General features: G+C 66.7%; 20 protein-coding genes and 1 rRNA gene. 14 read left to right on the forward strand and 7 right to left on the reverse strand.

Going from position 1 to position 23,382, the window contains the following annotated elements:
- Nucleotides 1-7 precede the first annotated feature (7 nt).
- Nucleotides 8-124 (forward strand): 5S ribosomal RNA (gene rrf, locus OHB12_RS01285).
- A 163-nt stretch (nt 125-287) separates the two neighbouring features.
- Here rrf and OHB12_RS01290 read toward each other — a convergent pair.
- Nucleotides 288-1,169, reverse strand: coding sequence for a helix-turn-helix domain-containing protein (locus tag OHB12_RS01290; RefSeq protein WP_327115358.1), 882 nt, complete (start codon nt 1,167-1,169; stop codon nt 288-290).
- Between the two features lie 109 nt (nt 1,170-1,278).
- Here OHB12_RS01290 and OHB12_RS01295 point away from each other — a divergent pair, with 109 nt between their 5' ends.
- Together OHB12_RS01295 and OHB12_RS01300 are read left to right on the forward strand one after the other, a co-directional pair.
- Nucleotides 1,279-2,070, forward strand: coding sequence for an SDR family oxidoreductase (locus OHB12_RS01295; RefSeq protein WP_327115359.1), 792 nt, complete (start codon nt 1,279-1,281; stop codon nt 2,068-2,070).
- A gap of 1 nt (nt 2,071) precedes the next feature.
- The gene (locus tag OHB12_RS01300) at nt 2,072-3,148 is read left to right on the forward strand and encodes an NAD(P)H-dependent amine dehydrogenase family protein (protein ID WP_327115360.1); all 1,077 of its coding nucleotides are present in this window, start codon (nt 2,072-2,074) and stop codon (nt 3,146-3,148) included.
- A gap of 226 nt (nt 3,149-3,374) precedes the next feature.
- Here the strand turns inward: OHB12_RS01300 and OHB12_RS01305 are convergent, their stop codons facing one another.
- Together OHB12_RS01305 and OHB12_RS01310 are read right to left on the reverse strand one after the other, a co-directional pair.
- The gene (locus tag OHB12_RS01305; RefSeq protein WP_327115361.1) at nt 3,375-4,424 is read right to left on the reverse strand and encodes an aminotransferase class V-fold PLP-dependent enzyme; all 1,050 of its coding nucleotides are present in this window, start codon (nt 4,422-4,424) and stop codon (nt 3,375-3,377) included.
- A gap of 203 nt (nt 4,425-4,627) precedes the next feature.
- The gene (locus tag OHB12_RS01310; protein ID WP_327115362.1) at nt 4,628-5,104 is read right to left on the reverse strand and encodes a nuclear transport factor 2 family protein; all 477 of its coding nucleotides are present in this window, start codon (nt 5,102-5,104) and stop codon (nt 4,628-4,630) included.
- Between the two features lie 201 nt (nt 5,105-5,305).
- Between OHB12_RS01310 and OHB12_RS01315 the strand changes: the two genes are divergently transcribed.
- Together OHB12_RS01315 and OHB12_RS01320 are read left to right on the forward strand one after the other, a co-directional pair.
- Nucleotides 5,306-6,142 (forward strand): IclR family transcriptional regulator, encoded by an 837-nt coding sequence (locus OHB12_RS01315; protein WP_327115363.1) that lies wholly within the window; start codon nt 5,306-5,308, stop codon nt 6,140-6,142.
- A gap of 168 nt (nt 6,143-6,310) precedes the next feature.
- Nucleotides 6,311-6,694: a VOC family protein gene (locus OHB12_RS01320; RefSeq protein ID WP_327115364.1), complete on the forward strand. Its 384-nt coding sequence runs from the start codon at nt 6,311-6,313 to the stop codon at nt 6,692-6,694.
- 43 nt (nt 6,695-6,737) lie between these two features.
- Here the strand turns inward: OHB12_RS01320 and OHB12_RS01325 are convergent, their stop codons facing one another.
- Nucleotides 6,738-7,196, reverse strand: a complete 459-nt coding sequence (locus OHB12_RS01325) for a hypothetical protein (RefSeq protein ID WP_442799929.1) — start codon at nt 7,194-7,196, stop codon at nt 6,738-6,740.
- 492 nt (nt 7,197-7,688) lie between these two features.
- Here OHB12_RS01325 and OHB12_RS01330 point away from each other — a divergent pair, with 492 nt between their 5' ends.
- Both OHB12_RS01330 and OHB12_RS01335 read left to right on the forward strand, forming a co-directional pair.
- Nucleotides 7,689-9,092, forward strand: coding sequence for an amidohydrolase family protein (locus OHB12_RS01330; protein ID WP_327115366.1), 1,404 nt, complete (start codon nt 7,689-7,691; stop codon nt 9,090-9,092).
- Between the two features lie 10 nt (nt 9,093-9,102).
- Nucleotides 9,103-10,053 (forward strand): antibiotic biosynthesis monooxygenase, encoded by a 951-nt coding sequence (locus OHB12_RS01335; RefSeq protein ID WP_327115367.1) that lies wholly within the window; start codon nt 9,103-9,105, stop codon nt 10,051-10,053.
- An 11-nt stretch (nt 10,054-10,064) separates the two neighbouring features.
- Here OHB12_RS01335 and OHB12_RS01340 read toward each other — a convergent pair whose 3' ends face one another.
- Entirely contained in the window at nt 10,065-10,658 is a 594-nt protein-coding gene (locus OHB12_RS01340; RefSeq protein ID WP_327115368.1) for a TetR/AcrR family transcriptional regulator, read from the reverse strand.
- A gap of 73 nt (nt 10,659-10,731) precedes the next feature.
- On the opposite strand from OHB12_RS01340, the gene OHB12_RS01345 reads away from it, so the two are divergent.
- Nucleotides 10,732-11,196, forward strand: a complete 465-nt coding sequence (locus tag OHB12_RS01345; RefSeq protein ID WP_327115370.1) for a cupin domain-containing protein — start codon at nt 10,732-10,734, stop codon at nt 11,194-11,196.
- A gap of 170 nt (nt 11,197-11,366) precedes the next feature.
- Here the strand turns inward: OHB12_RS01345 and OHB12_RS01350 are convergent, their stop codons facing one another.
- Entirely contained in the window at nt 11,367-13,070 is a 1,704-nt protein-coding gene (locus OHB12_RS01350; protein WP_442799930.1) for an FAD-binding dehydrogenase, read from the reverse strand.
- A gap of 2 nt (nt 13,071-13,072) precedes the next feature.
- Nucleotides 13,073-13,711, reverse strand: a complete 639-nt coding sequence (locus tag OHB12_RS01355) for a TetR/AcrR family transcriptional regulator (protein WP_327115374.1) — start codon at nt 13,709-13,711, stop codon at nt 13,073-13,075.
- Nucleotides 13,712-13,915: 204 nt separating this feature from the next.
- On the opposite strand from OHB12_RS01355, the gene OHB12_RS01360 reads away from it, so the two are divergent.
- The 6 genes from OHB12_RS01360 (at nt 13,916) to OHB12_RS01385 (ending at nt 23,378) form a co-directional block, all read left to right on the forward strand.
- Nucleotides 13,916-14,917 carry a zinc-binding alcohol dehydrogenase family protein gene (locus OHB12_RS01360; protein WP_327120826.1) on the forward strand — a complete coding sequence of 334 codons (1,002 nt, stop codon included), beginning with the start codon at nt 13,916-13,918 and terminating at the stop codon, nt 14,915-14,917.
- Nucleotides 14,918-15,050: 133 nt separating this feature from the next.
- Nucleotides 15,051-15,212, forward strand: a complete 162-nt coding sequence (locus OHB12_RS01365) for a hypothetical protein (RefSeq protein WP_327115376.1) — start codon at nt 15,051-15,053, stop codon at nt 15,210-15,212.
- A 133-nt stretch (nt 15,213-15,345) separates the two neighbouring features.
- Nucleotides 15,346-16,470 carry a TIGR02679 family protein gene (locus tag OHB12_RS01370; RefSeq protein WP_327115378.1) on the forward strand — a complete coding sequence of 375 codons (1,125 nt, stop codon included), beginning with the start codon at nt 15,346-15,348 and terminating at the stop codon, nt 16,468-16,470.
- A 56-nt stretch (nt 16,471-16,526) separates the two neighbouring features.
- Entirely contained in the window at nt 16,527-18,059 is a 1,533-nt protein-coding gene (locus tag OHB12_RS01375; RefSeq protein ID WP_327115380.1) for a TIGR02677 family protein, read from the forward strand.
- A 34-nt stretch (nt 18,060-18,093) separates the two neighbouring features.
- Nucleotides 18,094-19,350 (forward strand): TIGR02678 family protein, encoded by a 1,257-nt coding sequence (locus OHB12_RS01380; protein ID WP_327115382.1) that lies wholly within the window; start codon nt 18,094-18,096, stop codon nt 19,348-19,350.
- Nucleotides 19,347-23,378: a TIGR02680 family protein gene (locus OHB12_RS01385; protein ID WP_327115384.1), complete on the forward strand. Its 4,032-nt coding sequence runs from the start codon at nt 19,347-19,349 to the stop codon at nt 23,376-23,378. Before OHB12_RS01380 ends, OHB12_RS01385 begins: the two co-directional genes overlap by 4 nt.
- Nucleotides 23,379-23,382 lie beyond the last annotated feature (4 nt).

Here is a 23,382-nt window from a genome sequence, read left to right on the forward strand (position 1 = left end):
ACAGAGTTACGGCGGCCATAGCGGCAGGGAAACGCCCGGTCCCATTCCGAACCCGGAAGCTAAGCCTGCCAGCGCCGATGGTACTGCACCCGACAGGGTGTGGGAGAGTAGGACACCGCCGGAACATCCTTTCACGATAGGGGACCCACACCAGGGTCCCCTATCGGCGTTTATACACAAAATGGCCCTCGGCAAGAGCTGAGGGCCATTTCGTATTTTCTAACGGAATAACTGTCGCGACGAGGTCGCATTGACTCGGTTACCTGTAGAGCCGAGCTGGCGCACCGTCAGCCATTATGCCTGCCTGCTGCCAGTGCCGCGGTGAGGTCACGTGCGGCCGCGAGAACGGCCGAAATGAACTCGGCGCGTTCGCTTTTCGTCGTAGCGACGCGCAGCGGGCCGAGTTGGATTTCGTAAGCAGCGATGCCGGTCGCGTCGAAGACAGGCGCCGCGAGATAGCTGAGGGGCAGCGGGTCGTCGGAATCCAGCTCGGCCCGGGAGAATGGCCGCGAGGTGAGCGCGGCCAGCTGGCGTAGGGCGCGGGCGCGCAGGTGCGGTTGCAGCAGCTCGGAGCCGACCGCACCGAGCAGGTCGGCAAGTAGGTCGACCAGCCCCGCGTCATCGGCGCGTGGACGGAAGACGGCAACGCCGCGGTCGCGGACGAGCGTGAGCAGCGACCCGGTGATTCGCCGGTCCGCGCCCACGGCGGTGCCCAGCCAGGTGTTCTGCTCGCTCGCCGAACGCCAGGGCATGACGCTCGCGCCCGCTGGGAACTGCAACGGAATGCGATGCCCCACCGGAATGCCGGGGACGACACGGTCGACGCCGTGCCGAACATCGAGCACCGTGAGCCGATCGGGTTCGATCCGGCTGAACGTCGCCCCATACCCGGTGCGAGCGGCCAGGGCTGCGAGGATGTCGCCGACGCCGTGCGGAAGCGCGGCTCCGTGCAGCCCGGCCAGAGCGGGGCCGATGCCGTAGCCGCGGGCCGGGTCGCGGACAACCCAACCGGCCGCGTCCAACTCGACCAGGATCGCGGTCGCGGTCGCGCGGGCGATACCGAGCCGCTCGGCGATCCCTGCCACACTGATCGGCTCACCGGAGGTCACGAGCAGCGACACGATCTCGACGACGCGGCGCGTCGGTGGCGAGGCTGATCGGTCCGGCATCGCGGCGACCCCTTGTCTCAGCTCGGGCTGGCGACTTACGATGACGAATATTAGATCACATGGTGTCGAATAGTCGACATCTCAGCGCGTTGGGAGCTAGGGAGCGCGGATGATTCTGGATCGGTTCCGGATCGACGGACAGGTCGCCATCGTCACGGGAGCAGGTCGCGGCCTTGGGGCGGCGATCGCCCTGGCGTTCGCGGAGGCGGGCGCGGATGTCGTCATCGCCGCACGCACCAAGAGCCAGCTGGATGAAGTCGCCGAGCAGGTGGCGGCGACCGGACGACAGGCCCACGTGGTGCCCGCGGACCTGAGCGATGCCGATGCCACGGCGGCCCTCGCGGCAACGGCGGTCGAACGTTTCGGGCGCCTGGACATCGTGGTCAACAACGTGGGCGGGGCGCTGCCGTGCCCGTTGCTCGACACGACACCCCGGGCGCTGGCGGACGCGTTCGACTTCAACGTCGTCAACGCGCACGCCCTGGTCCGGGCCGCGGTGCCGCGCATGCTCGAAACCGCCGGTGGTGGTTCCATCCTGAACATCACCTCCACCATGGGACGCCTGCCTGGTCGCGCCTTCGCCGCCTATGGCACTGCGAAGGCCGCCCTCGCCCACTACACCAAGCTTGCGGCGCTCGACCTGAATCCGCGCATCCGGGTGAACGCGATCGCGCCCGGCGCGATCCTGACCTCCGCGCTCGAGATTGTCGCGGGCAATGAGGCGATGCGCACCGAACTGGAGGCCAAGACCCCGCTGCACCGCATCGGCGAACCCGATGACATCGCCGCGGCCGCCCTTTACCTCGTCTCGCCCGCAGGGAAGTACCTCACCGGCAAGATCCTCGAGCCCGACGGCGGCTTGATCATCCCGAACCTCGACCTCCCGATCCCGGACCTGTGACATGACTTATCGCGTAGTGCAGTGGGGCACCGGCAATGTCGGCAGGCATGCGCTCGCCGGCGTCATCGCCAACCCTGACTTGGAATTGACCGGCGTGTGGGTATCCGGAGCCGCGAAGGACGGAATCGACGCGGGAAGGCTCGCGGGACTGGATGATTCGGTCGGTGTCGCCGCGACGACCGATGCGGATGCTTTGCTGGCGTCGCGTCCGGATTGCGTCGTGTACTGCTCGATGACCGACAACCGCCTGTTCGAGGCCGTGCAGGATCTGCAGCGCATCCTCGCCGCGGGAATCAACGTCGTCGCCTGTGCGCCGGTGTTCTTCCAGTACCCCTACGGTGTGCTTCCGGACGAGCTGTTGAAGCCGGTGCAGGAGGCGGCCGCGCAAGGGAACTCGTCACTGTGGGTGAACGGCATCGACCCGGGTTTCGCCAACGATCTGCTTCCACTTGCCCTCGCGGGCACCTGTCTGCGCATCGATCAGCTGCGTTGCCTGGAGATCGTCGACTACGCCAGCTACGACAACCGCGAGGTGATGTTCGACATCATGGGCTTCGGCAAGCCAGTCGACGATATCCCGATGCTGTTACAGCCCGGTGTGCTGGCACTGGCCTGGGGCGGCACGGTCCGTCAGCTTGCCGCGGGAATCGGCGTCACGCTCGACGCCGTCACGGAGACCTACGAGCGGATTCCCGCGCCGGAGTCGTTCGACATCGCCACCGGGCACGTTGCTGAAGGCGCCGCTGCCGCATTGCGTTTCGAGGTGCGCGGCATGGTCGGCGACGTGCCTGTCACGGTGCTCGAGCACGTCACCCGGCTGCGACCCGACCTGTGCCCCGACTGGCCGCAGCCTGCGCACCCGGCGGGCTCCTACCGGGTCGAGATCACCGGTGAGCCGAACTACGCACTGGATCTGGTGACCTCGAGCCGCAACGGCGATCACAACTACGCGACTTTGCTCGCCACCGGCATGCGCATCGTCAACGCCGTTCCTGCCGTGGTCGCTGCGCCGGCAGGCATACTCACCGCGCTCGACCTGCCGCTGATCACCGGCCCTGCGGTACGGCCGACCGGTTGATCCGGATGAGGCCGTGCGGCGCAACCGCGCGTGGCGTACGGCGTCGTTCGAGCCGCTGATCCGGATCAGGTCGTGCGGGCGTAACCGGAGCGCGACAGACGGTTCGCTCGAGCCTGATCCAGGCGAGGCCGGGCCCGACGTAACGTCGTGCGCCGCGGACTTCGCCGAGTTCGAGGACTCGGGCGCGGCATCTGAGTACCCGCCGGATCGCGTCGCTCGAGCCTGCTTACGTGGTGCGCAGCGCTGCCAGTGCCCGTTCGATATCCGCATCGCTGTTGTAGAGATGGAACGCGAACCGCAGCCCACCCGCGCGGGTTGAAGCGATCACACCTGCCGTTTGCAGCCGGGCTGTCGCGTCACCAGCGCCGGGAACGACGACGATAGGCGAGCGAGCTTCGACGGGCTCGAAACCGAGCTCGCGCAGTCCATTGCGGAACCGGTCGGCCAGTTCGATATTGTGCGCGCCGATCTTCTCGACCGTCAGTTCCTCGATCAAAGACAGGCCCGCCGTCGCGGCGATGACGCCGAGCCAATCCGGCGTCGCGTCCAAGCGCCGTGCGGTAGTGGGCAGTGCGACGGGATGGTAGAGCTCAGCCCAGCGATCCTCCGCGGCGTACCAGCTGGATCCGACCGGGCGCAGCTGGGCGGCGAACTCGGGCGCCGCGGCGAAGAACGCGATGCTGCGCGCGCCGACGAGCCATTTGTACGAGGCACACACCCAGTAGTCCGCGGCGGCGAAGCGCAACGGTAGCCAGCCTGCGGCCTGGCTGGCGTCGACGAGCAGCCGGGTGCCGTTGGCCCGGGTCGCCGCGCGCAGTTCGGTCAGGTCGATGATGCGTCCGTCCGCGGATTGGACCACACTCACCGCCACCAGCGCGGTCTCCGGCCGGACCTGCGCGGCCAGCTCGTCCAGCGGGGCGAAGCGCACGACGAGGTCGCCGCGGTACACGAAAGGCATAGAGACCGAGGAGAATTCGCCCTCGGCAAGCAGCACCTCGGCGCCGGGCGGCAGTGTGGCGGCCACCGGGGCGATGAGTCCGGCGACTCCGCCGGCGAGCGCGATGTCATCGGGCGTCGCGCCGTCGAGCAGGCGGGCGAACCCCGCGCGCAGTTCGGGCACCAGCTGATCGAGTTCCGTAGGGCCGCCGCGGCCCGCCGCCCAGGTCGTGCCTGCGTCGCGGACCGCGGTCAGCGCGCGCGTGGACGGCAGTCCGTACGAGGCCGTGTTCAGATAGGTGGTCTCTGGCGTGAACTCGTGCGGCGCTAGGGAGGACATATCCGCAGCATCCGCCACCATTCCCGGTGCCGTCCAGCGCCACTGCACGAATAGTGGACCGATTCTCCCGCAGTGGTCCGCGGCGATACGCTCGCGACGCCTTCTGGCCATCCGACGGCGAGCTCGACTGCGCCGAGCGCAGGTTGGCGGTGTTTGCCGGGGATCGGTCGAGGTATCCAGGCGGCGGCGACCAGGACGGCAATCTACTTCTCGAACGCCCACATGTTGGACAGCAGCTGGAAACTGGGGGTATCGGACAGCGCTTGCATAGATTCGTAGATGCGCTGGTAGCCGGTCGAGGTGATGCGCCATTGATCATCGGTGTCGCGGCGGTAGGTGTCGGTGTAGTAACCGGCGCCGCGGATCAGGACGCCGTACTGCGTCGCGATCACCGTGTCTTCGAAAGCCCATGAACCCGTAGCTGTTTCGCCATCGACGCTGATTTCCGGATGGCTGGCGATGTGGACGGTGACGACCGAGGGGCCGAGATTTTCCCGCATGAACGCGGTGATGGCGTCGCGGCCGTCCAGGCTCAGTGGCTCGCCGAGCGCGTGCGTGCCATAGCGGCCGGTCGCGTCGACGGCGAGGGTATCGCCGAACTCGTCCCACCGTTTGAGGTCGAGGGCTCGGAAGTAGCGGTACTTCAGCTGGCGGACGGCTTCGATGGCGTCGAGATCCATCTGTCGAGGGTGGCACGTAAGTGCCCGCAAGACAAGAACGTGTTCTATTTTTGGACGTGCGAACATTCGTAGCCGGTCTTCGTGTTTACGGGATTTCCGAACGGGGCATTGTGGTGGGACGGTATGAGCGTGCGTGCCGGAAACGTACATACTGGTCGAATTGCTTCTAAGCTCTAGGCGGCACGCAGTGTGGAGGTGAGCATGACAGTCGAGGTGGTGACCCATCTCGAGTCCGGAGAGTTGTGGACTGGATCGGGGCCCGCACGGCCCGCGCAGCCCCCGGTGTCGATGATCGAGCGAATGACGCTGATACTCGATGCTTTCGACGGTGCGACGCCGACCCTCACCCTCCTAGGTCTCGCCGAACGCACCGGGCTGCCGCGGTCTACCGTGCACCGCATCCTCGACCAGATGATCCGGCTGCGCTGGCTCGCGCACACGCCGGGCGGCTACCGGCTCGGCATGCGCACGCTCGAGTTGGGCGGACTCGCCGCCGGCCACAACGAGATTCGTGATGTGGTGAGCCCGATGCTGCACGACCTCTGTCAACGAACCGGCATGGTCGGGCACCTCGGCGTCCTGGACGGGCGCGAGGTGCTGTACCTGGACAAGGCCGGTGGCCGGTGCGCCGCGGCCGTTCCCACCCGGCTCGGCGGCCGGATGCCCGCGCATAGCACGGCACTGGGCAAAGCGCTGCTCGCCTCGCTCGAACCGAGCATCGTCGAGGTGTCTTTTCGCGACCGGATCCCGCAGCTCACCCCGCGTACCATCTGCGATCGCACCGAACTGCATCGCGAGCTCATGCGTATCCGCCATCGGCAGGGTGTCGCGGTCGACAACGAGGAGTCGGTCCCCGGCATCGGGTGCGTCGCTGTGCCGATTCGTGGGCGCAGCGCCGCGGTGGCCGCCCTGTCGCTGTCGGGCCAGATCGGCGGTGAGCGAACGGTATTGGATACCGCTCGTCTCGGCCGCCTGCTGGTCGAGGCCGCCGACGAGGCTGGGCGTTCGCTGTTCCCGCGTCACGACCGATTGCGCTAGCTATCCGGTAATCAGCGGCAGCATAGAAGGATTCGTTGGATTCGGCCGGTCGCATCGAGATCCGGATCAACCGCCGTTCCGACGGTCCTTTCTCGGGGAAGGGCGCTGGTGTTTGTTTCGCCGCGGCACGGGTAAGCGATGAGGGTTCCACCAGAGGGAGGCCGGAGGATGGCAACAAATGACGGTGTCGGGAAGTTGCGCAGCGTCGTACTGGATTGTCCCGAGCCGCGCAAGCTCGCTGAGTTCTATCGCGGACTGCTCGGCGCCGAACTGCTCGACGGCAGTGACAACGACTGGGTCGTCCTGGTCGACGAGTCGGGCCGACGGATCGCTTTCCAGACGGCGCCGGAGTACAAACCGCCGCGCTTCCCGGATCCTGAAGCGTCCCAGCAGATCCACTTCGACATTTTGGTCGACGATATCGAAGTGGCCCAGGCAGAAGCGATCGCGTTGGGCGCGACTCCGGTCCAGCTGGACACCGACGGCGCCTTCCGCGTCTATGCAGATCCGGTAGGGCACACCTTCTGTCTTGTCTGGCTGCCCGACGAGTGACGATCGGCGATCGCGGTGGTCGCTGTTCCTTGCGATCAAACCGCTACGACTCGATGCGCTCCAGGAGCCAGCGCGGCCCGACAGTGTGTGCCCCGAGCGCCTCAACACGATCGCGTAGTCCGCGATCTGCGGTCACGACAGTGATCGAACGGTTGCTGTCCTCCTCAACGGCTGCCGCTACCACGCCAACGATCGCGTCATCTCCCGAACCGTCCGCCAGCACGACATGTAGGCTTTCGAATTCCGGATTCGTCTGGACAGCACCTGCGGCCTTCGCCACACCCTCGAGCACGGCAACCACCTGGGCCGGCCGCTCCAGGTGCTCGTCCAACCTCGTCAGCTTCACGAGCAATCGCCCGGCCGCACCAGTGCGATCGCGCCACCAACCATCGGGCCGCGAGCCGACGACATTCGCTGCATCCACCACAATCAGCTGGACCGGGTCATCCGTCACACCCTCGGTCTCCTTCCTCTGGAACGACTGCTGAGCTGAGAAAGGCATCGACTCAGCGCCGACCGATGCCGCGTGTACTCAGATCGCTGACTTGACCGCGGCATCGCGATTCCCGCCCGAGGCCCCGCGAGTCGGCCTCCCGGTGCTGGTGTCAGCTGGTTCAGCATATGCCTTGACCGCTGCGTGTCGGTGACAGCGCGGCCAGCCGGGTGCATCCCGCTCCTGGTCAGCACCGGTTATCTCCGCGATTCTCCGCCAGGAGCGGCGCCGAGGCCTGTTGCGCTGGCACAGTCCGATACCTGGCCGGCGTGCTCCGGCCCGCCGCGCCGGAGCAGGTTCAGCTGCGGTGACCGTATCGGCGGGTTTCATGCCCCGATCATCGAGGCATCCCGGCGGACCAGCGCGTGCTCGGATTGTCGGCGCGACCGCCGGTGGCCTGCTGATGTCGACGACGCCGGTGCCGAGCGCCATGGCCGAGGTCGGACACCCTTTTTTGTCGAATCACCGATATGACCCATTATTTTGTGTTCTGCTCGAACGGTGAGCCAAGTCCACTTGGGGCACATTTATCACATTGCCGGTCGTCCCGTTGCCGACGATGCGGCTGACGCTCTGGTCGCGGTGCCGGACGGCGCTCTGGTAATCGGTGACGACGGTCGGATCGGTTACTGCGGTAGCCGCGACGAGGTCCCGTCCGAATACCGCGGCGGAAAGGCGTTCGATCACCGCCCAGGCTTTCTCCTTCCTGGTTTCGTCGACACCCATGTTCATTTTCCGCAGACCTTCGCCGGCGACGCGTACGGCGGTGGTCAGCTGCTGGAATGGCTCAATCTCTGCATGTACCCCGCGGAATCCCGGTATGCGGAACCCGACTTCGCGCAGCGGGCGGCCGTCGAATTCTGCGCGCGACGCATCGCGGCGGGAACAACCGCGGCGATGGTCTTCGGGTCGGCTTTTCCGCAAGCGCAAGACTCGTTGTTCACCGAAACGCTACGGCATGGCTTGCGGATGGTCAGCGGCCGCGGGATCCAGACGACGGGAGACCAGTCCGCGGCGCCCCTGATCACTTCGGAGGAAGACGCCCTGAGGTTGACGAGGGAGGAGATCGAGAAATGGCATGCCGCCGATACCGGTGATGTCGATACGGCACTCTTGCATGTGGCTGTCGTTCCTCGCTTTTCGCTATCGGTGACGCGTGAGACGCTGAAGAATCTTGGTGAACTGTATGATTCGGTTCGTGATCGCGGTGTCTATTTCCACAGTCACCTCAACGAGAACAATCGCCCTGGAACCGGTGAGGTCGAAACCACCAAGCAGGTCTACCGAGTCGATTCGTACCTCGACACCTACGACGGGAAGTTCCTGGTCGGCTCGGCCGAGGGTGGCAAGAGCCTGCTCGGTCGGCGCAGCATCCTCGCGCATTGCGTGCACTGTCAGGACATCGAACTCGAGCGGATGGCCGAGACCGGCACTTCGGTCGCACACTGTCCTGTTTCGCAGCAGTTTTTGGGATCCGGCACGATGCCGTGGAAGCGGACGATCGCCTCTGGAGTCAACGTGGCCGCGGGAACCGACTTCGGCGGTGGGGATGAATGGCTGATCCCGCAGGTCTTGTCGGCCGCGTTCAAGGTCCATATCTCCGAGCCGGGTGACGACGGCGTGTCGATGCATCCGGCGGAAATGCTGTTCACCGGCACGTTGGCCGGCGCGCGGGCTCTCGACATGGAAAGTCGATTCGGGAATTTCGATCTCGGCAAGGAAGCCGACTTCATCGTCGTCGAACCGGCGCGCTGTCCGGCGTTGGCGGGTGCGCTGGCACAGGGGATTCGTTCCGAAGACCCCAGATCGGCGCGGGATCAGACACTGTTCGCACTGCTGATGGGTATGCGCGAGCCCGTGATCTCGGAGGTCTACGTTCGGGGCCATCGCATCGACGGCGCCTAGAGGCGCGCCGATGACAACTGCCGCGACCGCCGTCACTGTCTTTCATCGCCCGTCGGACAGCACGGAATTTCATGCTTGGCTGGCGCGGATGATCGAAATCGCCGAGGCCGCGGACGGATTCGTGGACGTGTCCGTCGCGGTGCGTGATGGTCCCCAGCTCGAGCCGGGTTTCAGTGTCACTTTCCGATCCGAACGGGCAGTGCACGATTTTCTGGACTCGACCGACAGGGCGCGCTTGCTGGTCGAAGGCGAGTCGCTGGGGTTTCGCCGCAAGTGTTCGGACCTGATCATCGTCGAAGGTGGATTGCCACCTCCGGGGATCGGCGTGTTCCGGCACAGCGTCGCCCGCGGAAAGGAAGATGAATTCGCGGCGACGGAATTGCGCTTGGTCGCGTCGAGTTCCACATTTTCCGGATTCGAGGGCGCCGCGCTTTTTCCCACGAGCAAAGCCGGGCAATGGTTTTCGGTGCTCCGATTCCGAACGGGACACCAGCTGTCGGATTGGATGCGCTCGGAGGAACGCGCCGCCGTCCTGCCGGAATTGCGCTCGGAGTTGACCGAGGATTTCACGGTCGATGCGCACGCCACACCGTTCGGGTCCACGTTCCGAACGGTCGACGGCGAGACCCGAATCACGCCGACGTGGAAGATCGCCATGTTGGTGCTGTTGGTGCTGTATCCGACGGTGATGACATTGTCGAGGTTTCTCGGCCCGGTGCTGGACGAGATCGGAGCGGAGCCCTGGTTGGCGATGTGGCTGAGCCAGATCGTCAGCGTCGCATTGATGAGTTGGTTCTTGTCGCCCGCGGTCGCGACATGCTTCCGGCGGTGGCTCGATCCGATCGACGGTGCGGGGTGGCGAATCAGTGCCGTGGGCGCCGCGGTGGTTGTTGTGGTCTACGCCATGACGCTGCTGTTGTTCGCGTCGGTGCAGTGGCTGCAGTACTGGGATTACCACTGACGTCGGCTTACTCATGGAGCGGTACTCGTTGTGCCCCGCGGGTACAGACCGTCGAGCATGATCCCGAGGAGTCGCCGCCAGTCGCCGCTACGGTTGCCGATCGTCGCCGATATCGCGCCGACGAGCAGGTAGACATCGGCCACCGTGCAGTCATCGCGGAGTGCGCCCGCGGCCCGGTCCCGCTCGATGAGTTCGGCGATGACGGTTTCGAGCCGGGCGCGGGTCTCGCCTCGTGGCTCGCTGCCGGTCGACTCCCGAGCCGCCTCGATCGCCGCGGACAATCCACGGTCGGCCGTCAGAACTTCGCCGACATGGTTCAGATAGCGGGCTAGCGCCTGACCCGGCTCGGCGTGTAGCACGCATTCGTTGCGGGCGAAGTCCTCGATCTCGGCGAAGCGTTGCTCGGCTGCGGCCTCGATGAGGTCGGCATGGGTGGGAAAGTGGCGATAGACGGTGCCGATGCCGACTCCGGCGACGCGAGCTATCTCGGGTAGCTGAACCGCGCTGCCGCGCTCGGCGAACAGGGTGCGAGCCGCCGCCACGATGCGGGCTCGGTTGAGCGTGGCATCGGCGCGCTGTCTACGGGGTGCTGCAGGCCTTGACACCAGCAATCCTTCCTTGTGTACGCTTCAAATGGAACCGGAATCCGGTTCCGTTTATCACTGAAGGGTACAGCTTATGTCCGACGATCGTTTCCTCCTTCTCGGCCCCGGTGAAGTGCGGCCTGGCCGCGTGCCATTGCCTGCCGCCTTCGCGGTCAAGGCGATGAGCGAGGACGCCGAAGGCAGGTTTTCCCTGCTGGAGGTGACCCTCGCCCGCGATATTCCCCGACACACGCACCACGTCGCGGACGAGTGCATCTATGTGTTGGAGGGTGTGCTCGGTGTCGAGTTCGACGACCGTGCACTCACCGCGACGGAAGGGATGTTCGTGCTGCTGCCGCACGGGGTGCCGCATGCCCTGCGGTGCGGGTCGCAGCCGCCGCCCCGGGTGCTGCAGATCTCCTCGCCCGGCGGTTGGGAGTGCTACTTGGAGGACCTTTTCGAGGCCGGGCAGTCGGTGCTCACCGATGGCGAACTGGACCCGGCGAAGATCAACCTGATCGCAGGCAAGTACGACATCCGGTACGAGGAGACGGCGTAGGTAGCTCGGTGGAGGAGTCGGATGCCGCGCTGGTGCGCAACGCGGTCGGCCGCTGACAATCACTTTCGCCGTCCGGCTCTTTACCGGAGCACGGTCGCTTGTCGCGCCCCGCTGACGACCGGGCCCGCGATACTGTCATACGTGCCTCTGCGAGGTGTGAACCCTGGCCGTCAGGCGAGTTTCGCGGCCAGCGCCCGCCCGGCGGCTCGGCCGGAGAAGATGCAGCCGCCGAGGAAGGTGCCCTCCAGCGCGTTGTAGCCGTGCACGCCGCCGCCGCCGAATCCGGCGACCTCGCCCGCGGCGTACAGGCCGGGGAACGCGGCGCCGTCCGGCTTGATCACCTGGGAGTCCAGGTTGGTTTGCAAGCCGCCCAGGGTTTTCCGGGTCAGGATGTTGAGCCGGACGGCGATCAGCGGACCGGCCGCCGGATCGAGGATCCGGTGCGGTTTGGCGACCCGTCCCACCTTGTCGCCGAAATACCGGCGGGCGTTGGCGATCGCCATCAGCTGGCCGTCCTTGGTGTACTTGTTGGCCAGTTCCCGATCCCGGGCGACTATCTGGCGTTCCAGGTCGTCGTAGTCGAGCTGGGGGCGGTGCCCGTCGATCCCGGCCCGCCCGATCTTGTTCATGCCGTCGACCAGCTCACGCAGCGTGTTCGCGACGACGAAGTCGACACCGTGCCGCTTGAACGCCTCCACCGGGCCCGGCGCCCCCTTGGCGACCCGGCTCTTCAGCGTGAGCTCGAGGTCCTTGCCGGTGATGTCCGGGTTCTGTTCCGAGCCCGACAGCGCGAACTCCTTTTCGATGATCGACTGGGTGAGCACGAACCAGGAGTAGTCGTAGCCGGACTTCAGGATTTCCTTCATCGTGCTGTTGGTGTCGAATCCGGGGAAACAGGGTGCGGGCAGCCGCTTTCCGTTTGCGTCGAACCACAGCGAGGACGGGCCGGGGATGATCCGGATGGCGTGGTCGGGCCAGATCGGGTCCCAGTTGACGATGCCCTCGGTGTAGTGCCACATGCGGTCGCGGTTGACGATAGCGCCGCCCGCCGCCTCGGTGATGCCGAGCATCCGTCCGTCCACGTGGGCGGGCACACCGGAGATCATCGTTTGTGGGCACGGGCCGAGCCGCTCTGTCGGCCAGTTGCGGCGGATCAGCTCGTGGTTGTGGCCGATCCCGCCGGATGACACGATCACCGCCTTCGCGCGGAACTCGAAGTCGCCCACCTTGTTGCGGGACGAAGCCCGGCCGCGTTCGAGATCGGTGTCCTCCAGCACGGTGCCGCGCACGCCGACCACCGCGTCGTTCTCCACGATCAGCTCGTCCGCTCGGTGGCGGAAGCCGAAGCTCACCAGCCCGCGCCGCTCGCCCTCGAGCACTGGCTCGGCGAACACCCGAACCACCTCGGGGCCGGTGCCCCAGGTGAGGTGGAAGCGCGGCACCGAGTTGCCGTGTCCGTCCGCGAATCCGCCGCCGCGCTCGGCCCAGCCGACCAGCGGTGTCACGCGCAGGCCGAGATCGCGCAGATAGTCCCGCTTCTCGGTGGCGGCGAACCGCACGTATGCCTGCGCCCACTGCCGCGCCCACAGGTCCTCGTCATCGCGGTCGAATCCGGCCGAGCCGAGCCAGTCCTGCAACGCGAGATCGTAGGAATCCTTGATGCCGAGGCGGCGCTGCTCAGGGCTGTCGACGAAGAACAGCCCGCCGAGCGACCAGAACGCTTGACCGCCGAGATTGTTGCGGTTCTCCTGATCGAGCACATGTACGGTGTGTCCGGCCTTGACCAACTCGTGCGCGGCGACCAGGCCGGCCAGCCCGGCGCCGACGACGATGACGTCCGCCTTCTGTGCCACATCGGGACTGTTGTGGGACATGTTCATCCTTCGGTTGCGGTGCTGTAGGCCAGCACAACGTGGTGGAAGAGTTCGGTGCGCCGCCTGCGGACGACAAGGCTGTCCGGCTCCATCAGGACCTGCACACTGGTGCCGTCGTGGACGGCGATGAGCGCCTGGCCGAACGCGTCCGGGTCCGGCACGCAGCGGCCGCCGCGTGTGAGCGCGGCGACGATCGTCGGCATGAGGGCCGCGACGATTGCTTCCTCACGCGCGGCCATCACCCGGCGCAGCGCGGGTGTGCGTAGGGCATGCGTGGTGAACTCCGCGGTGATCCGGTACCAGCCCTCGTCGACCCGAACCGCCCGTTCCAGCCGTTCGACCGCGGTGCGGACGTCATCGGTGCCTTCGGCCGCGATGTTGTCGAGGATGGCGCTCGCCTCGGCGAGCATGGCCGCCGAACGTTGTTCCCACATCGCCAGGAACAGCTCGTCCAGGGAGTTGAAGTTGGAGTAGAACGCGCCACGGGTGAAGCCGGCCCGCTCGCAGACCCGTTCGACGGTGGCGCGACCGAACCCTTCCTCGGAGAATGCCTGGTAGGCCGCGGTGAGCAGCCGGTTCCTCGTCTCGGTGCGGCGCCGGGTGACCCGGGTCGGCGCTGCTTTCGCGGCATCGGATGCCACGGGGCGCCTCCCTCGAATCGGGCTGATCGCGGCCGTTGGATACAAGAATGTATTCAATACAGAATCGTATCAGAGGTGCTTGCCCGGCGAGTGCGAAACCCCCGGGTAGGGTGAGCTCGGCGGCATCCGGCCGTGGCCAGGTCCGTGTCGAGCCGATCGGTGCGAGGTGATCCGATGAGCGAGGTCCGCGGCGGTACCGGCTCGATGCTCTGCTGGCAGGCGCGCAGGCCGGGTCCGATCGACACCGGTCCGATGGACAAGGTGCGCTCGGCCGTCCCGGAACCGGCGCTGGGCGAGCTGCTGGTGCGCGTACTCGCCTGCGGTGTGTGCCGGACCGACCTGCATGTGGTGGAGGGGGATCTCCCGGTGCACCGTGCGGGCGTAGTGCCCGGGCACGAGGTCGTCGGTGAAGTCGTTGCCCTCGGGTCGGCGACGGGGGCGAGGTTCGCTGTCGGGGATCGGGTCGGCATCGCCTGGCTGCGGCACACCTGCGGGGAATGCGCGTACTGTCTGCGCGGAGCCGAAAACCTTTGTCCACGTTCGGCTTACACGGGCTGGGATGCCGACGGCGGCTACGCCGAGTTCGCCTGTGTGCCCGCCGCGTACGCGCTTCGCCTGCCCGGCGGCTACTCCGATGCCGACACCGCACCGTTGCTGTGCGCGGGCATCATCGGATACCGGGCACTGCGGCGGGCGAGCCTGCCACCCGGCGGACGACTCGGGATCTACGGCTTCGGCGGCAGCGCCCACATCGCCGCCCAGGTCGCGGCCGCGCAGGGTGCCGAGGTGCACGTGATGACACGTGATCCCGCCGCGCGTGAACTCGCGACCGCCCTCGGCGCGGCCTCGGTACAGGGCGCGGCCGACCCGCCTCCGGTCCGGTTGGATTCGGCGATCTTGTTCGCGCCCGTCGGCGACCTGGTGTTGCCTGCGCTGGCGGCGCTCGATCGCGGCGGGGTCCTTGCTATCGCGGGTATCCATCTCAGCGACATTCCTGCGCTGAACTATCAGCGGCATCTGTTCCAGGAGCGAGAGATTCGCTCCGTCACCGCCAACACCCGGTCGGACGCTCGTGAATTCCTCGCTCTTGCGGGCGAATACCGGATACACCTGACCACGCACGGGTACTCCCTCGGTACGGCCGACCAGGCGCTGGCCGACCTCGCGCACGGACGGTTCACCGGCGCAGCGGTTCTAGTTCCATAGGAAGACGCCACAGGACACGATTCGGCCAGAGTGCTGTTGCAGGGATACGTGGTCCACCGAGCGGCGCTCAGTCGAACCTCTGGCCCGCTGTTCTTGTCGGAATCACGCCGCACCGGGGAGAGCCTTCGGCGTTGTGGACTGGTCGAAGGTGGTGCGGCGGATCGCGCTAACCGCAGAGCTGCCGCGCTTCTCCACGCACACGATCCGGCACCTGTGTCTGATCGACCTGGCCCGCATGGGCTGGAAGCCGCACGCCATCGCCACCTTCCATCCAGACTGCGTAACAATGGCCTGATGGCTATCGGTGACACCACAGCGTGGCCCGGTCGACGCGTCCGATGAGCAGCGCGCAGTCCCCGCGGCAGCTGTCAGCGGATCTGGCGCCGCTGTGGCATGCGCTCCATCGACGACTGTCGACGGGGCGTTCGGTGAGCCGGGTCAAAGTCGGCCCGCTGAACGCCGCGCAGCGGACGGCCATCGCCGATCTGTTCGGATCCGCGCGGATGCCCGGCGAATACTGGATGGTCAGCTTGGCGCAGGTGGACACGGTGCTGCTCGACGTGACCGGCTGCGACGCTTACACCGTCGTCGAGCACCTGGTCGGTTCGATCGGAAATCGGTCGGCCGAGCGCGCGGCCGCTACTGCCGAGCGAAACCGGTTGTGGGAGTGGTTGTTCGATCACGAGGTGGTGCGAGCCCAGCCCGCGCTGATCGGCTGGGCGGCGTTGATGCGGCGAAACGGACTGGTGGAGGGATCGGTCCAGCGGACCACGATCGAGCTCGAGCGCGCGTTGCGCGTCCTGCGCGAGTTGCCAGGGGCCGGGGTGCCGTTGCCCGTGTTCGCCGCCAGAATGCTGGGGGATCCGCACGGCCTCGATGATGGCACCCGCACGCAGGCGATGGTGATTCGCGCCTTGACCGCGATCTATGACAGCGAGCCGCCGAAGGATGTCGTCCAGCTGCGGGCATTGTGGGAGCGAGCGGGCATTGCCGACGACGAGCTGTCGTCGACAGTTCTTGTCGCAGGTGTGCCGACCGACGATTCGAACACGGTGATCGGCCAGATCCTGCACACCTGTGCGGGGGCTGGGCTCGCCGCGGTGCTGACCTTGCAACAGCTGCGCGTCGAGGCGGAGCTGACCGAGGTGGCGGCCCGGGTGTGGGTGATCGAAAACCCCAGCATCCTCGCAATGGCATTGGCGCGCTTCGGTGACCGCTGTCCGCCGATGGTGTGCACGGCGGGCTGGCCGAGCAGCGCGGGCGTTCGGCTGCTCGACCAGTTGGCACGAGCGGGTGCCGAGCTGCGTTACCATGGCGACCTCGACGGGGAGGGATTGCGGATCGCCGCGAATCTCGTGGCCAGGGTCGGCGTGGTGCCATGGCGGATGACCAGCACGGACTATCTCGCGGCGTTCGGCTCCGACGGCCCGTCAGTCGGTCGGGTGACGCAGGCGCCGTGGGACCCGGAGCTGTCCGAGCATATGCGTCGAGTCGGCCGGCTGGTGCCAGAGGAACGCGTCGTCGATCTGTTGCTCGAGGATATGGCGCCGTAGTTATCAGACCGTGCGGCTATGGTGGTCCTCCGAGTCACCAGCCAGGGGGAGCCGATATGGATCCGATTCGGGTACCACCCGAGATGTTCCGATTCACCGGTGGAGATCGCGCCGGGTTGTACGTGTCGGTGCTCCATGCGTTCGGTGAGGCGAACGAACGGCTGGAGACGGCGCTCGGTATCGATGACATCCGGGCCCGATTACGGTCGGTCGGATGGTTGGAGGCCATCGAAGACGACGACCTGACCGCGGCGCTCGACCAGCTGCGCGCCTGGAATCTGGTCGACGTCATCCAGAACCATTCCGAGAACTACCGCACCGTAACCGAATACGAACGTCGAAATCTGCAGTACTCGCTCACCAGGCAGGGTGAAGCCGCGTTCGCCGGTGTCGTGCACGCGATGACCGTCCTCGCCTCGACCGGCGCCCTGCAGACCGCGGTGCTCGACGCCATCTCCGACCGGCTCGCCGACCTGTCGCATGAACTGGAGTCGGGATCGGACCGCAGAGTGTTCACGGTGTTGAGCGAGCTCGAGTCCCATCTCGAGGCGCTGCGCGGCAACACCAAACAGTTCAACGGCGAATTGCAGCGACTGCTACGCGCCGACGGCGTCGACATCAACGTATTCCACGAGGTCAAGGCCGCCACCGTGGCCTATCTCCAGGAGTTCCTCACCAACATCGAATACCGCAGCCACGCCATCGCGTCTCGGATCCAGGCGATCGAGGACTACGGGTTGACGCGCATGCACCAGCGCGCATTGCTCGGAGCCGAACTGCCGCAACTGACCGGTGCCGATCCCGGAGGGGCATGGCTGGAACATCGCAGAGCGCGCTGGGACGGTCTGCGAGCCTGGTTCCTGCCCGTCGACGGTACGGCGCCTCGCATCGACCAGCTGCGCCAAGTCGGTCGAAAGGCGATCATCACGTTGCTGCAGGTGCTCGACCGGATCACCGAGTCGCGCAGGCGTTCCAGTAGCGCCGCGGCCGACTTCCGCGAGCTGGCGCGGTGGTTTTCGGTCCTGCCGGAACAGGACGATTTGCACCGGCTGTGGTCCACCGCCTTCGGGCTCAGCTCCGCGCGGCACCCGCATCTGGCCCACCCCGACCAGGAGCTGGTGAGCTACACCGCGCCGTGGCATGAGGCGCCCGCGGTCGAGATCTCACCGCTGCTGCGTTCGTCCGGTCGTGCCGAGCGCTTCGGCAGAACCGGTGCGATTCCCGATGTCGCCGCGATCAGGGCGGCCAGAGCGGCCCGTGCCGCAGTCGAACGCGCTGAACTGCAGGCGGCGTGGGACATGCTGGATACCGATGGCACCATGCGTCTTTCGGCATTCGGCGAACTGGAACACGAGGTGTTCGAGCGGCTGCTCGAGCTGCTCGGTCGCGCGCTGGGCAGTGCGCCGGATCCGAACGGAACCCGGCGGGGCAGCACCATGGATGGTCGGGTCGAGATTGTCCTGCGCACGCCGCCGGACAGCGAAATCGCCGAGCTGAAAACGCCGCGCGGGGTGTTTCGCGGACCCGACTACATCGTGGAAGTTGCCGCACCTGGGCGTGGCGCGCGCCGACGGGGAGCCTCCGCGTGAGTACGGCGCGGTGGGTGAATCTCAGGAGGCAGCCATGAGCGAGCTCGCCAACCAGTTGGTGATCGCCGAGCGGGAGGAGGTCGCCCGAGGCGTGCGGCACCTGCTCGCCGACCCGTTGATCACCGAACGTGCCGCACCGGACGTGTTCGACGTGATCCGGCGGCGGCGCGGTCCGATCGCGAAATGGTTCGACTACTACTGCGGCTGGACGCTGATCGTCGAGCCCCGGCTCGGCTATGCCCGGCTGATCAAGGTGGGCGCGGCAATCGACCCGACCCGACCGGCGCGCCGACTGCGTTCGGGCAGAGCGGAATTCGATCGCCGACGGTATGTTCTGCTGTGTGTGGTGGCCGCGGAACTGTTCGCCGCGCCCGTGACGACGATCGGTCTGCTCGCCGGACGGGTGCGTGCCGCCACCGCGGAGGATCCTGTGGTGGCGAGCTTCGATACGGCAAGCCGCAGTGAGCGGATGGCGTTCGTGGACGCGCTGCGGCTCCTGGAATCGTTCAGCGTGCTGGAGGCGATCGACGGATCGGCCGACTCGTTCGTGGAGTCGGAGACGGCGAAGGTGCTGTTCCGGGTCGACGCCACGCTGCTGCTGCGGCTGCTGGCGGTCCCGTCGGGGCCCTCGCAGCTGGGCGTGCCCCCGGAAGAGGTGCCGCTGCGGTTCGACGACGTCCTCGCGGAACTCACCAGGGAACGTCGCTACGGGCTGGCGGGTGCGCGATCGGGCAGGCATGCCGAGCACGCCGGTGTCTCCGATGTGCAGCGCAACTTGTGGTTGCGGCACAGCGTGTTTCGCCGCATGGTCGACGACCCGGTCGTGTACCTCGACGACCTCACCGCGGACGAACGCGCCTACCTCGCCTCACCCACCGGCAGACAGTTGCTGCGTCGCGCCGCCGAGCAGGGCGGCTTCGTCCTCGAAGAGCGAGCAGAAGGCTTGCTTTTAGTCGACCCGGACGGCATCGCCACCGACGGCCGGTTTCCCGACGACGCGGGCCCTGCGAAGGTGGCGGCGCTGCTGCTCCTCGATGCCATGCCGGGCCCAACCACCGTCGAACAGTTGCAGCGCAGCGCCGCCGGAATACTGGACCGCTTTCCCCGCTGGGCCCGTACATACCAAGGGGAAGACGGTGCACGACAACTGGTTTCCGATGCGCTTGCGGTGCTGAAGTCGTTCGGGCTGGTCCGCGCGTCGGCATCGGGCCTGGTCACCCCGCTACCCGCCGCGGCCCGTTACCGCGTGAGCGCGATCCGCACAGCCGATACAACCGAGGAACCGTCATGACCGTGACCGAGTTGCCGCAACCGTTGCCCGAGACTGGCGAGAGCGTCCGATGGATCCCGACCCGCGCGGGAATTCTCAATGTTTGGCGCTACTACGACGAGGTCTTCGAATTCCATGAAGGGCGTCTGCTGCTGCGCGGTCCGAACGGTAGCGGCAAATCCAAGGCCCTGGAGCTGTTGCTGCCGTTCCTGTTCGACGCGAATCTGCGGGCCAACCGGCTGTCTACCTTCGGCACCAGCGAGCGGACAATGCACTGGAACCTGATGGGGGAGGGCGCATCTGGCGCCACCCGGGTCGGGTACGTGTGGCTCGAGTTTCGGCTAGTGGGGGACCTCGACCAGTGGTTCACCTGTGGTGCTCGACTCCAGGCCACCAGTCGCACCACATCGGTGCACGCGGACTATTTCACGACCGAGTTGCGCGTCGGCGCATCGGATTCCGGCGACGAGCTGATCCTGACCGATGCCGGTCGCCCGCTGACCCGCGCGGCACTGGATGAGCGGCTCGGCGCGGCGGGTACTGTGCACGACAGCGCGGCCGACTACCGCGCCGCGGTGCGTGCGACCCTGTTCCCGACGTTGAACGAACAGCGGTACGACGCGCTGATCACCGCACTACTGCAACTGCGCACACCCAAACTATCGCAGCGCCTCGACCCCGCCCTACTGTCCACGCTGCTCTCTCGCGCGTTGCCGCCGCTGAGCCACGACGAAATCGCAGATCTTGCTGAGGGATTCGAGCGCCTCGACGCACAGCGGGAACGATTGGTGCGCTTGGATGCCGAGGTGGCGGCCACTCGCACGCTGGCGCGTTATCAGCGAACCTACGCCCAGCGGGTGCTGCGTGCCGGTGCCGCCGCGCTCATCTCGGCGACCACCGACCTGGACCGAATCTCCAGCGCAGCCAAGCGCTCCGCCGAGGAGTGCGAGCGCACCGAGCAGCGCAAGCGTGCGACCGAGCAACGCATCGACGCGGCGAAAGCCGATGTGTCGCAGGCGGAATCCAGACGCGATGGTTTGATGAAGACCGACGCTTACAAGCAGGGCTTGAAACTCGACGACCTGCGCATACAGACCCGAGGCGCCGAAGCGCGGGCCAACCGGGCCGATGCCGACGCACAGCGGCTGCAGCGGGTCGCCGCGAGCGACGCGGCCGACCATGCCGCCGCTGTCGAGGCAGAACAGGGCAGGGCGCGGATTGCCGACAACAGCGATATCGAAGCCCAACAGGCAGCCCACCGTGCCGGACTCGTCAGCGTGTACGACGAGCTCGCGCATGACCCCGACTCCGACCACTCTCGAACTCTGCTGCGGGCAGCGGTGCGCAGTAGACGCGACCGGTTGGACGACATGACGCGCGCACTCGACATCCATGAACGTGCGGTCGATTCGCGAACCGACGCCGAAACCGCGTTGGAGTCGGCCAGGACGGTATTCGCAGAAGCCAGAGAATCGCAGACCCGAGCCGCCGAGGAGCGCGCCCGCGAACTCGACGCATTGCGTGAGCGCCTGCGGGACTGGGCGATCGGATGTTGCGCACTGTCGTTCGATGATCCCGATCTCGTCGCCGATCTCGCGGACAGCCAATCGGCGGTGATCGAAACGGTGAACAAGGCGGCCGCCTCAGCGCTGGAGGAGGTGGCTCGGCAAGCGGCCCGGTGCGAGCGGGAAATCACCGACGCCACGAGCGAGCGCGAAGACCTGGTCGCCGAACGGGACCGCCTCGCCGATGAACAGGACATTCCCCCGACCCCGCCGCCCTGGCGCACCACCGACCGGAGCCGGATGCCCGGCGCGCCACTCTGGCGCCTGGTCGATTTCGCCGAGGGAGTGCTGGACACCACCGCGGCAGGCATTGAGGCCGCCCTCGAATCCGCTGGACTCGTGGATGCCTGGATCGGGCCGCGCGGCGAGGTCGAAGGCCACGATGTGTTCGCAGACCACACCGCTGTGGAGCCGGTGACCGGGCGCTCCTTGGCAGACGCGCTCGTTCCCGCATCCAACGCCGAGGTCAGCCCGGACGTGGTGCGTCGATTGCTGGCCACCATCGCCTTCGACGACCGCCTACCCATCGCGTCAGTAGTCGCCGTCGGCGCCGACGGCGGCTGGCGCATCGGCAATCTCACCGGTAGCTGGCGAAAAGACCAGGCCGCCTACATCGGCGCCTCGACCCGCCAACGCACCAGACAGCGTCGCATCCGTCAGCTCGACAACGAGATCGCCGGGTATGACCGGCGGCTCGACAACCTGGACACCCAACGGCGGCAGCTGGTCGCCCACCGCGCCCTCATCGAATCCGAACGTGACAGCTGCCCCGGACACGACAGCGTGCTCGCGGCCGAAAACCGGCTTACCCGAACCGAATCAGACCTGGCCGCAGCCGATCGCCAGCTGCGCGAACGCCTCGAGATCGTGTCCATCAAGGAAGCCGCGGTCAAAAGCACTCTGCACGCTCTCTCCGCGCTCGCCGCCGACACCGGACTCCCGACCGAACGCACCGCACTCACGGCCCTGCGCGGCGCCATCGACGATTTCGTCGGTCAAGCCGAGGTGTGGCTCGACGCTCGCCGCGACTTGGGTCGGGCGCGTGCGACCACCGCCGACCGCGCCGACCGCGCTGAACGTTCCGCCGACGCCGCGGCGGAGCGTGCCGAAGCCGCCGCCGAAGCAGGGGACGAGCACCTAAGATCGGCGTCCGAACTCGAAGCGATCGAAGGATCCGTCGGGCGTGACTACCGTGAGGTATTGGCCGAAATCGCAGATCTGCGCATCCGAATCAAGGAACTCACCGACGACCTCGAACACGACCGCACGGACCTCACGGAGCTCGCCATGGAGGTTGGTCGTCTCGCGGCCCAGCACGCCGTCGACTCCGCAGCACGTGATAATGCGGCTGTGACGAGAGACCATGTCGCCCTGCGGTTTCGCCATCTGGCTGCGGGAACCTTCCCCGACGACAGTGCAATCCCCGATGTGGCGAAGTTCCGCGAGACGCTGGCCGGTTCGGAGGGTGTGCGCGCCGCCCTCGACGCCGCCCGGTTGGTCGCCGCGGCGTGGCCCACCATCCCATACGCCCTGGCCAACCTCAACGAAGCGGTGCGCCGCCTCAATGAAGCGGTGCACGAATGCCGCACCGCGCTCAGCGCCCGCGCCGATCTCGATCTCGAAACCGACGACGACATCCAGGTTTTCACCGCGGTCATCGACGGTGTCCGGGTCGGCTGCGCCGAACTATCGACGCTCCTCGTCACCGAAGCCGAACAGAGCAGGAACGAAATCACCGAGCAGGAACGGCGCCTGTTCGACCAAACCTTGACCGGCGACACCCGTCGCCACCTCGCCGCCCGCATCCGCCAGGCCAACGACCTCGTGGACAGCATGAACGCGCGTCTGAAGCGCGTGCGCACCGCCTCCGATGTCGCCGTCCAACTCGTCTGGCAGGTAGGCAAAGATCTCCCACCCGGCACCAAGGCCGCCCGCGATCTGCTGCTCAAAGATCCCGTCCGCCTCAGCGACGCCGACCGCGAATCCCTGCACCGCTTCCTGCGTGACCGGATCGAGGAGGCGAAAACCGACGACACCGCCACCAGCTGGGAACAGCAGCTCGCCCAGGTCTTCGACTACACAGCATGGCATCGGTTCGTGGTCAAGGTTGATCGCGGCAATGGGGAAGGCTTCCAGGAGCTGACCAAGAAGCTGCACGGCGCGCTGTCAGGCGGCGAGAAGGCCATCGCGCTGCACCTGCCGCTGTTCGCTGCTGTCGCCGCCCACTATCAGGCAGCGCCGCAGGCTCCGCGCGTCATTTTGCTGGACGAGGTGTTCGTCGGGGTCGACAGCGTGAATCGGGGGCAGATTTTCGCGCTGCTGTCGGCGCTGGATTTGGATCTGATGCTGACGTCGGATCACGAGTGGTGCACGTATGCGGAGTTGAGTGGGATCGGAATTCATCACATCGTGGGCGGAGATGGGGATGATGCGGTGACGACGGCGCGGTTTACGTGGGATGGGGAAGATTTGCTGCCAGCATGAGTCA

The organism is Nocardia sp. NBC_01730, assembly GCF_035920445.1.
In the GTDB taxonomy this organism is placed as follows: Bacteria; Actinomycetota; Actinomycetes; order Mycobacteriales; family Mycobacteriaceae; genus Nocardia.

Bases quoted from the DNA above. Each gene is read 5' to 3' on its own strand.
- OHB12_RS01320 (WP_327115364.1), top strand. From the start codon at position 6,311: ATGGCAACAAATGACGGTGTCGGGAAGTTGCGCAGCGTCGTACTGGAT.
- OHB12_RS01310 (WP_327115362.1), bottom strand. From the start codon at position 5,104: ATGGATCTCGACGCCATCGAAGCCGTCCGCCAGCTGAAGTACCGCTAC.
- OHB12_RS01290 (WP_327115358.1), bottom strand. From the start codon at position 1,169: ATGCCGGACCGATCAGCCTCGCCACCGACGCGCCGCGTCGTCGAGATC.
- OHB12_RS01325 (WP_442799929.1), bottom strand. From the start codon at position 7,196: ATGCCTTTCTCAGCTCAGCAGTCGTTCCAGAGGAAGGAGACCGAGGGT.
- OHB12_RS01375 (WP_327115380.1), top strand. From the start codon at position 16,527: ATGGATCCGATTCGGGTACCACCCGAGATGTTCCGATTCACCGGTGGA.
- OHB12_RS01385 (WP_327115384.1), top strand. From the start codon at position 19,347: ATGACCGTGACCGAGTTGCCGCAACCGTTGCCCGAGACTGGCGAGAGC.
- OHB12_RS01350 (WP_442799930.1), bottom strand. From the start codon at position 13,070: ATGTCCCACAACAGTCCCGATGTGGCACAGAAGGCGGACGTCATCGTC.
- OHB12_RS01295 (WP_327115359.1), top strand. From the start codon at position 1,279: ATGATTCTGGATCGGTTCCGGATCGACGGACAGGTCGCCATCGTCACG.
- OHB12_RS01360 (WP_327120826.1), top strand. From the start codon at position 13,916: ATGCTCTGCTGGCAGGCGCGCAGGCCGGGTCCGATCGACACCGGTCCG.
- OHB12_RS01315 (WP_327115363.1), top strand. From the start codon at position 5,306: ATGACAGTCGAGGTGGTGACCCATCTCGAGTCCGGAGAGTTGTGGACT.
- OHB12_RS01380 (WP_327115382.1), top strand. From the start codon at position 18,094: ATGAGCGAGCTCGCCAACCAGTTGGTGATCGCCGAGCGGGAGGAGGTC.
- OHB12_RS01305 (WP_327115361.1), bottom strand. From the start codon at position 4,424: ATGTCCTCCCTAGCGCCGCACGAGTTCACGCCAGAGACCACCTATCTG.
- OHB12_RS01300 (WP_327115360.1), top strand. From the start codon at position 2,072: ATGACTTATCGCGTAGTGCAGTGGGGCACCGGCAATGTCGGCAGGCAT.
- OHB12_RS01335 (WP_327115367.1), top strand. From the start codon at position 9,103: ATGACAACTGCCGCGACCGCCGTCACTGTCTTTCATCGCCCGTCGGAC.
- OHB12_RS01345 (WP_327115370.1), top strand. From the start codon at position 10,732: ATGTCCGACGATCGTTTCCTCCTTCTCGGCCCCGGTGAAGTGCGGCCT.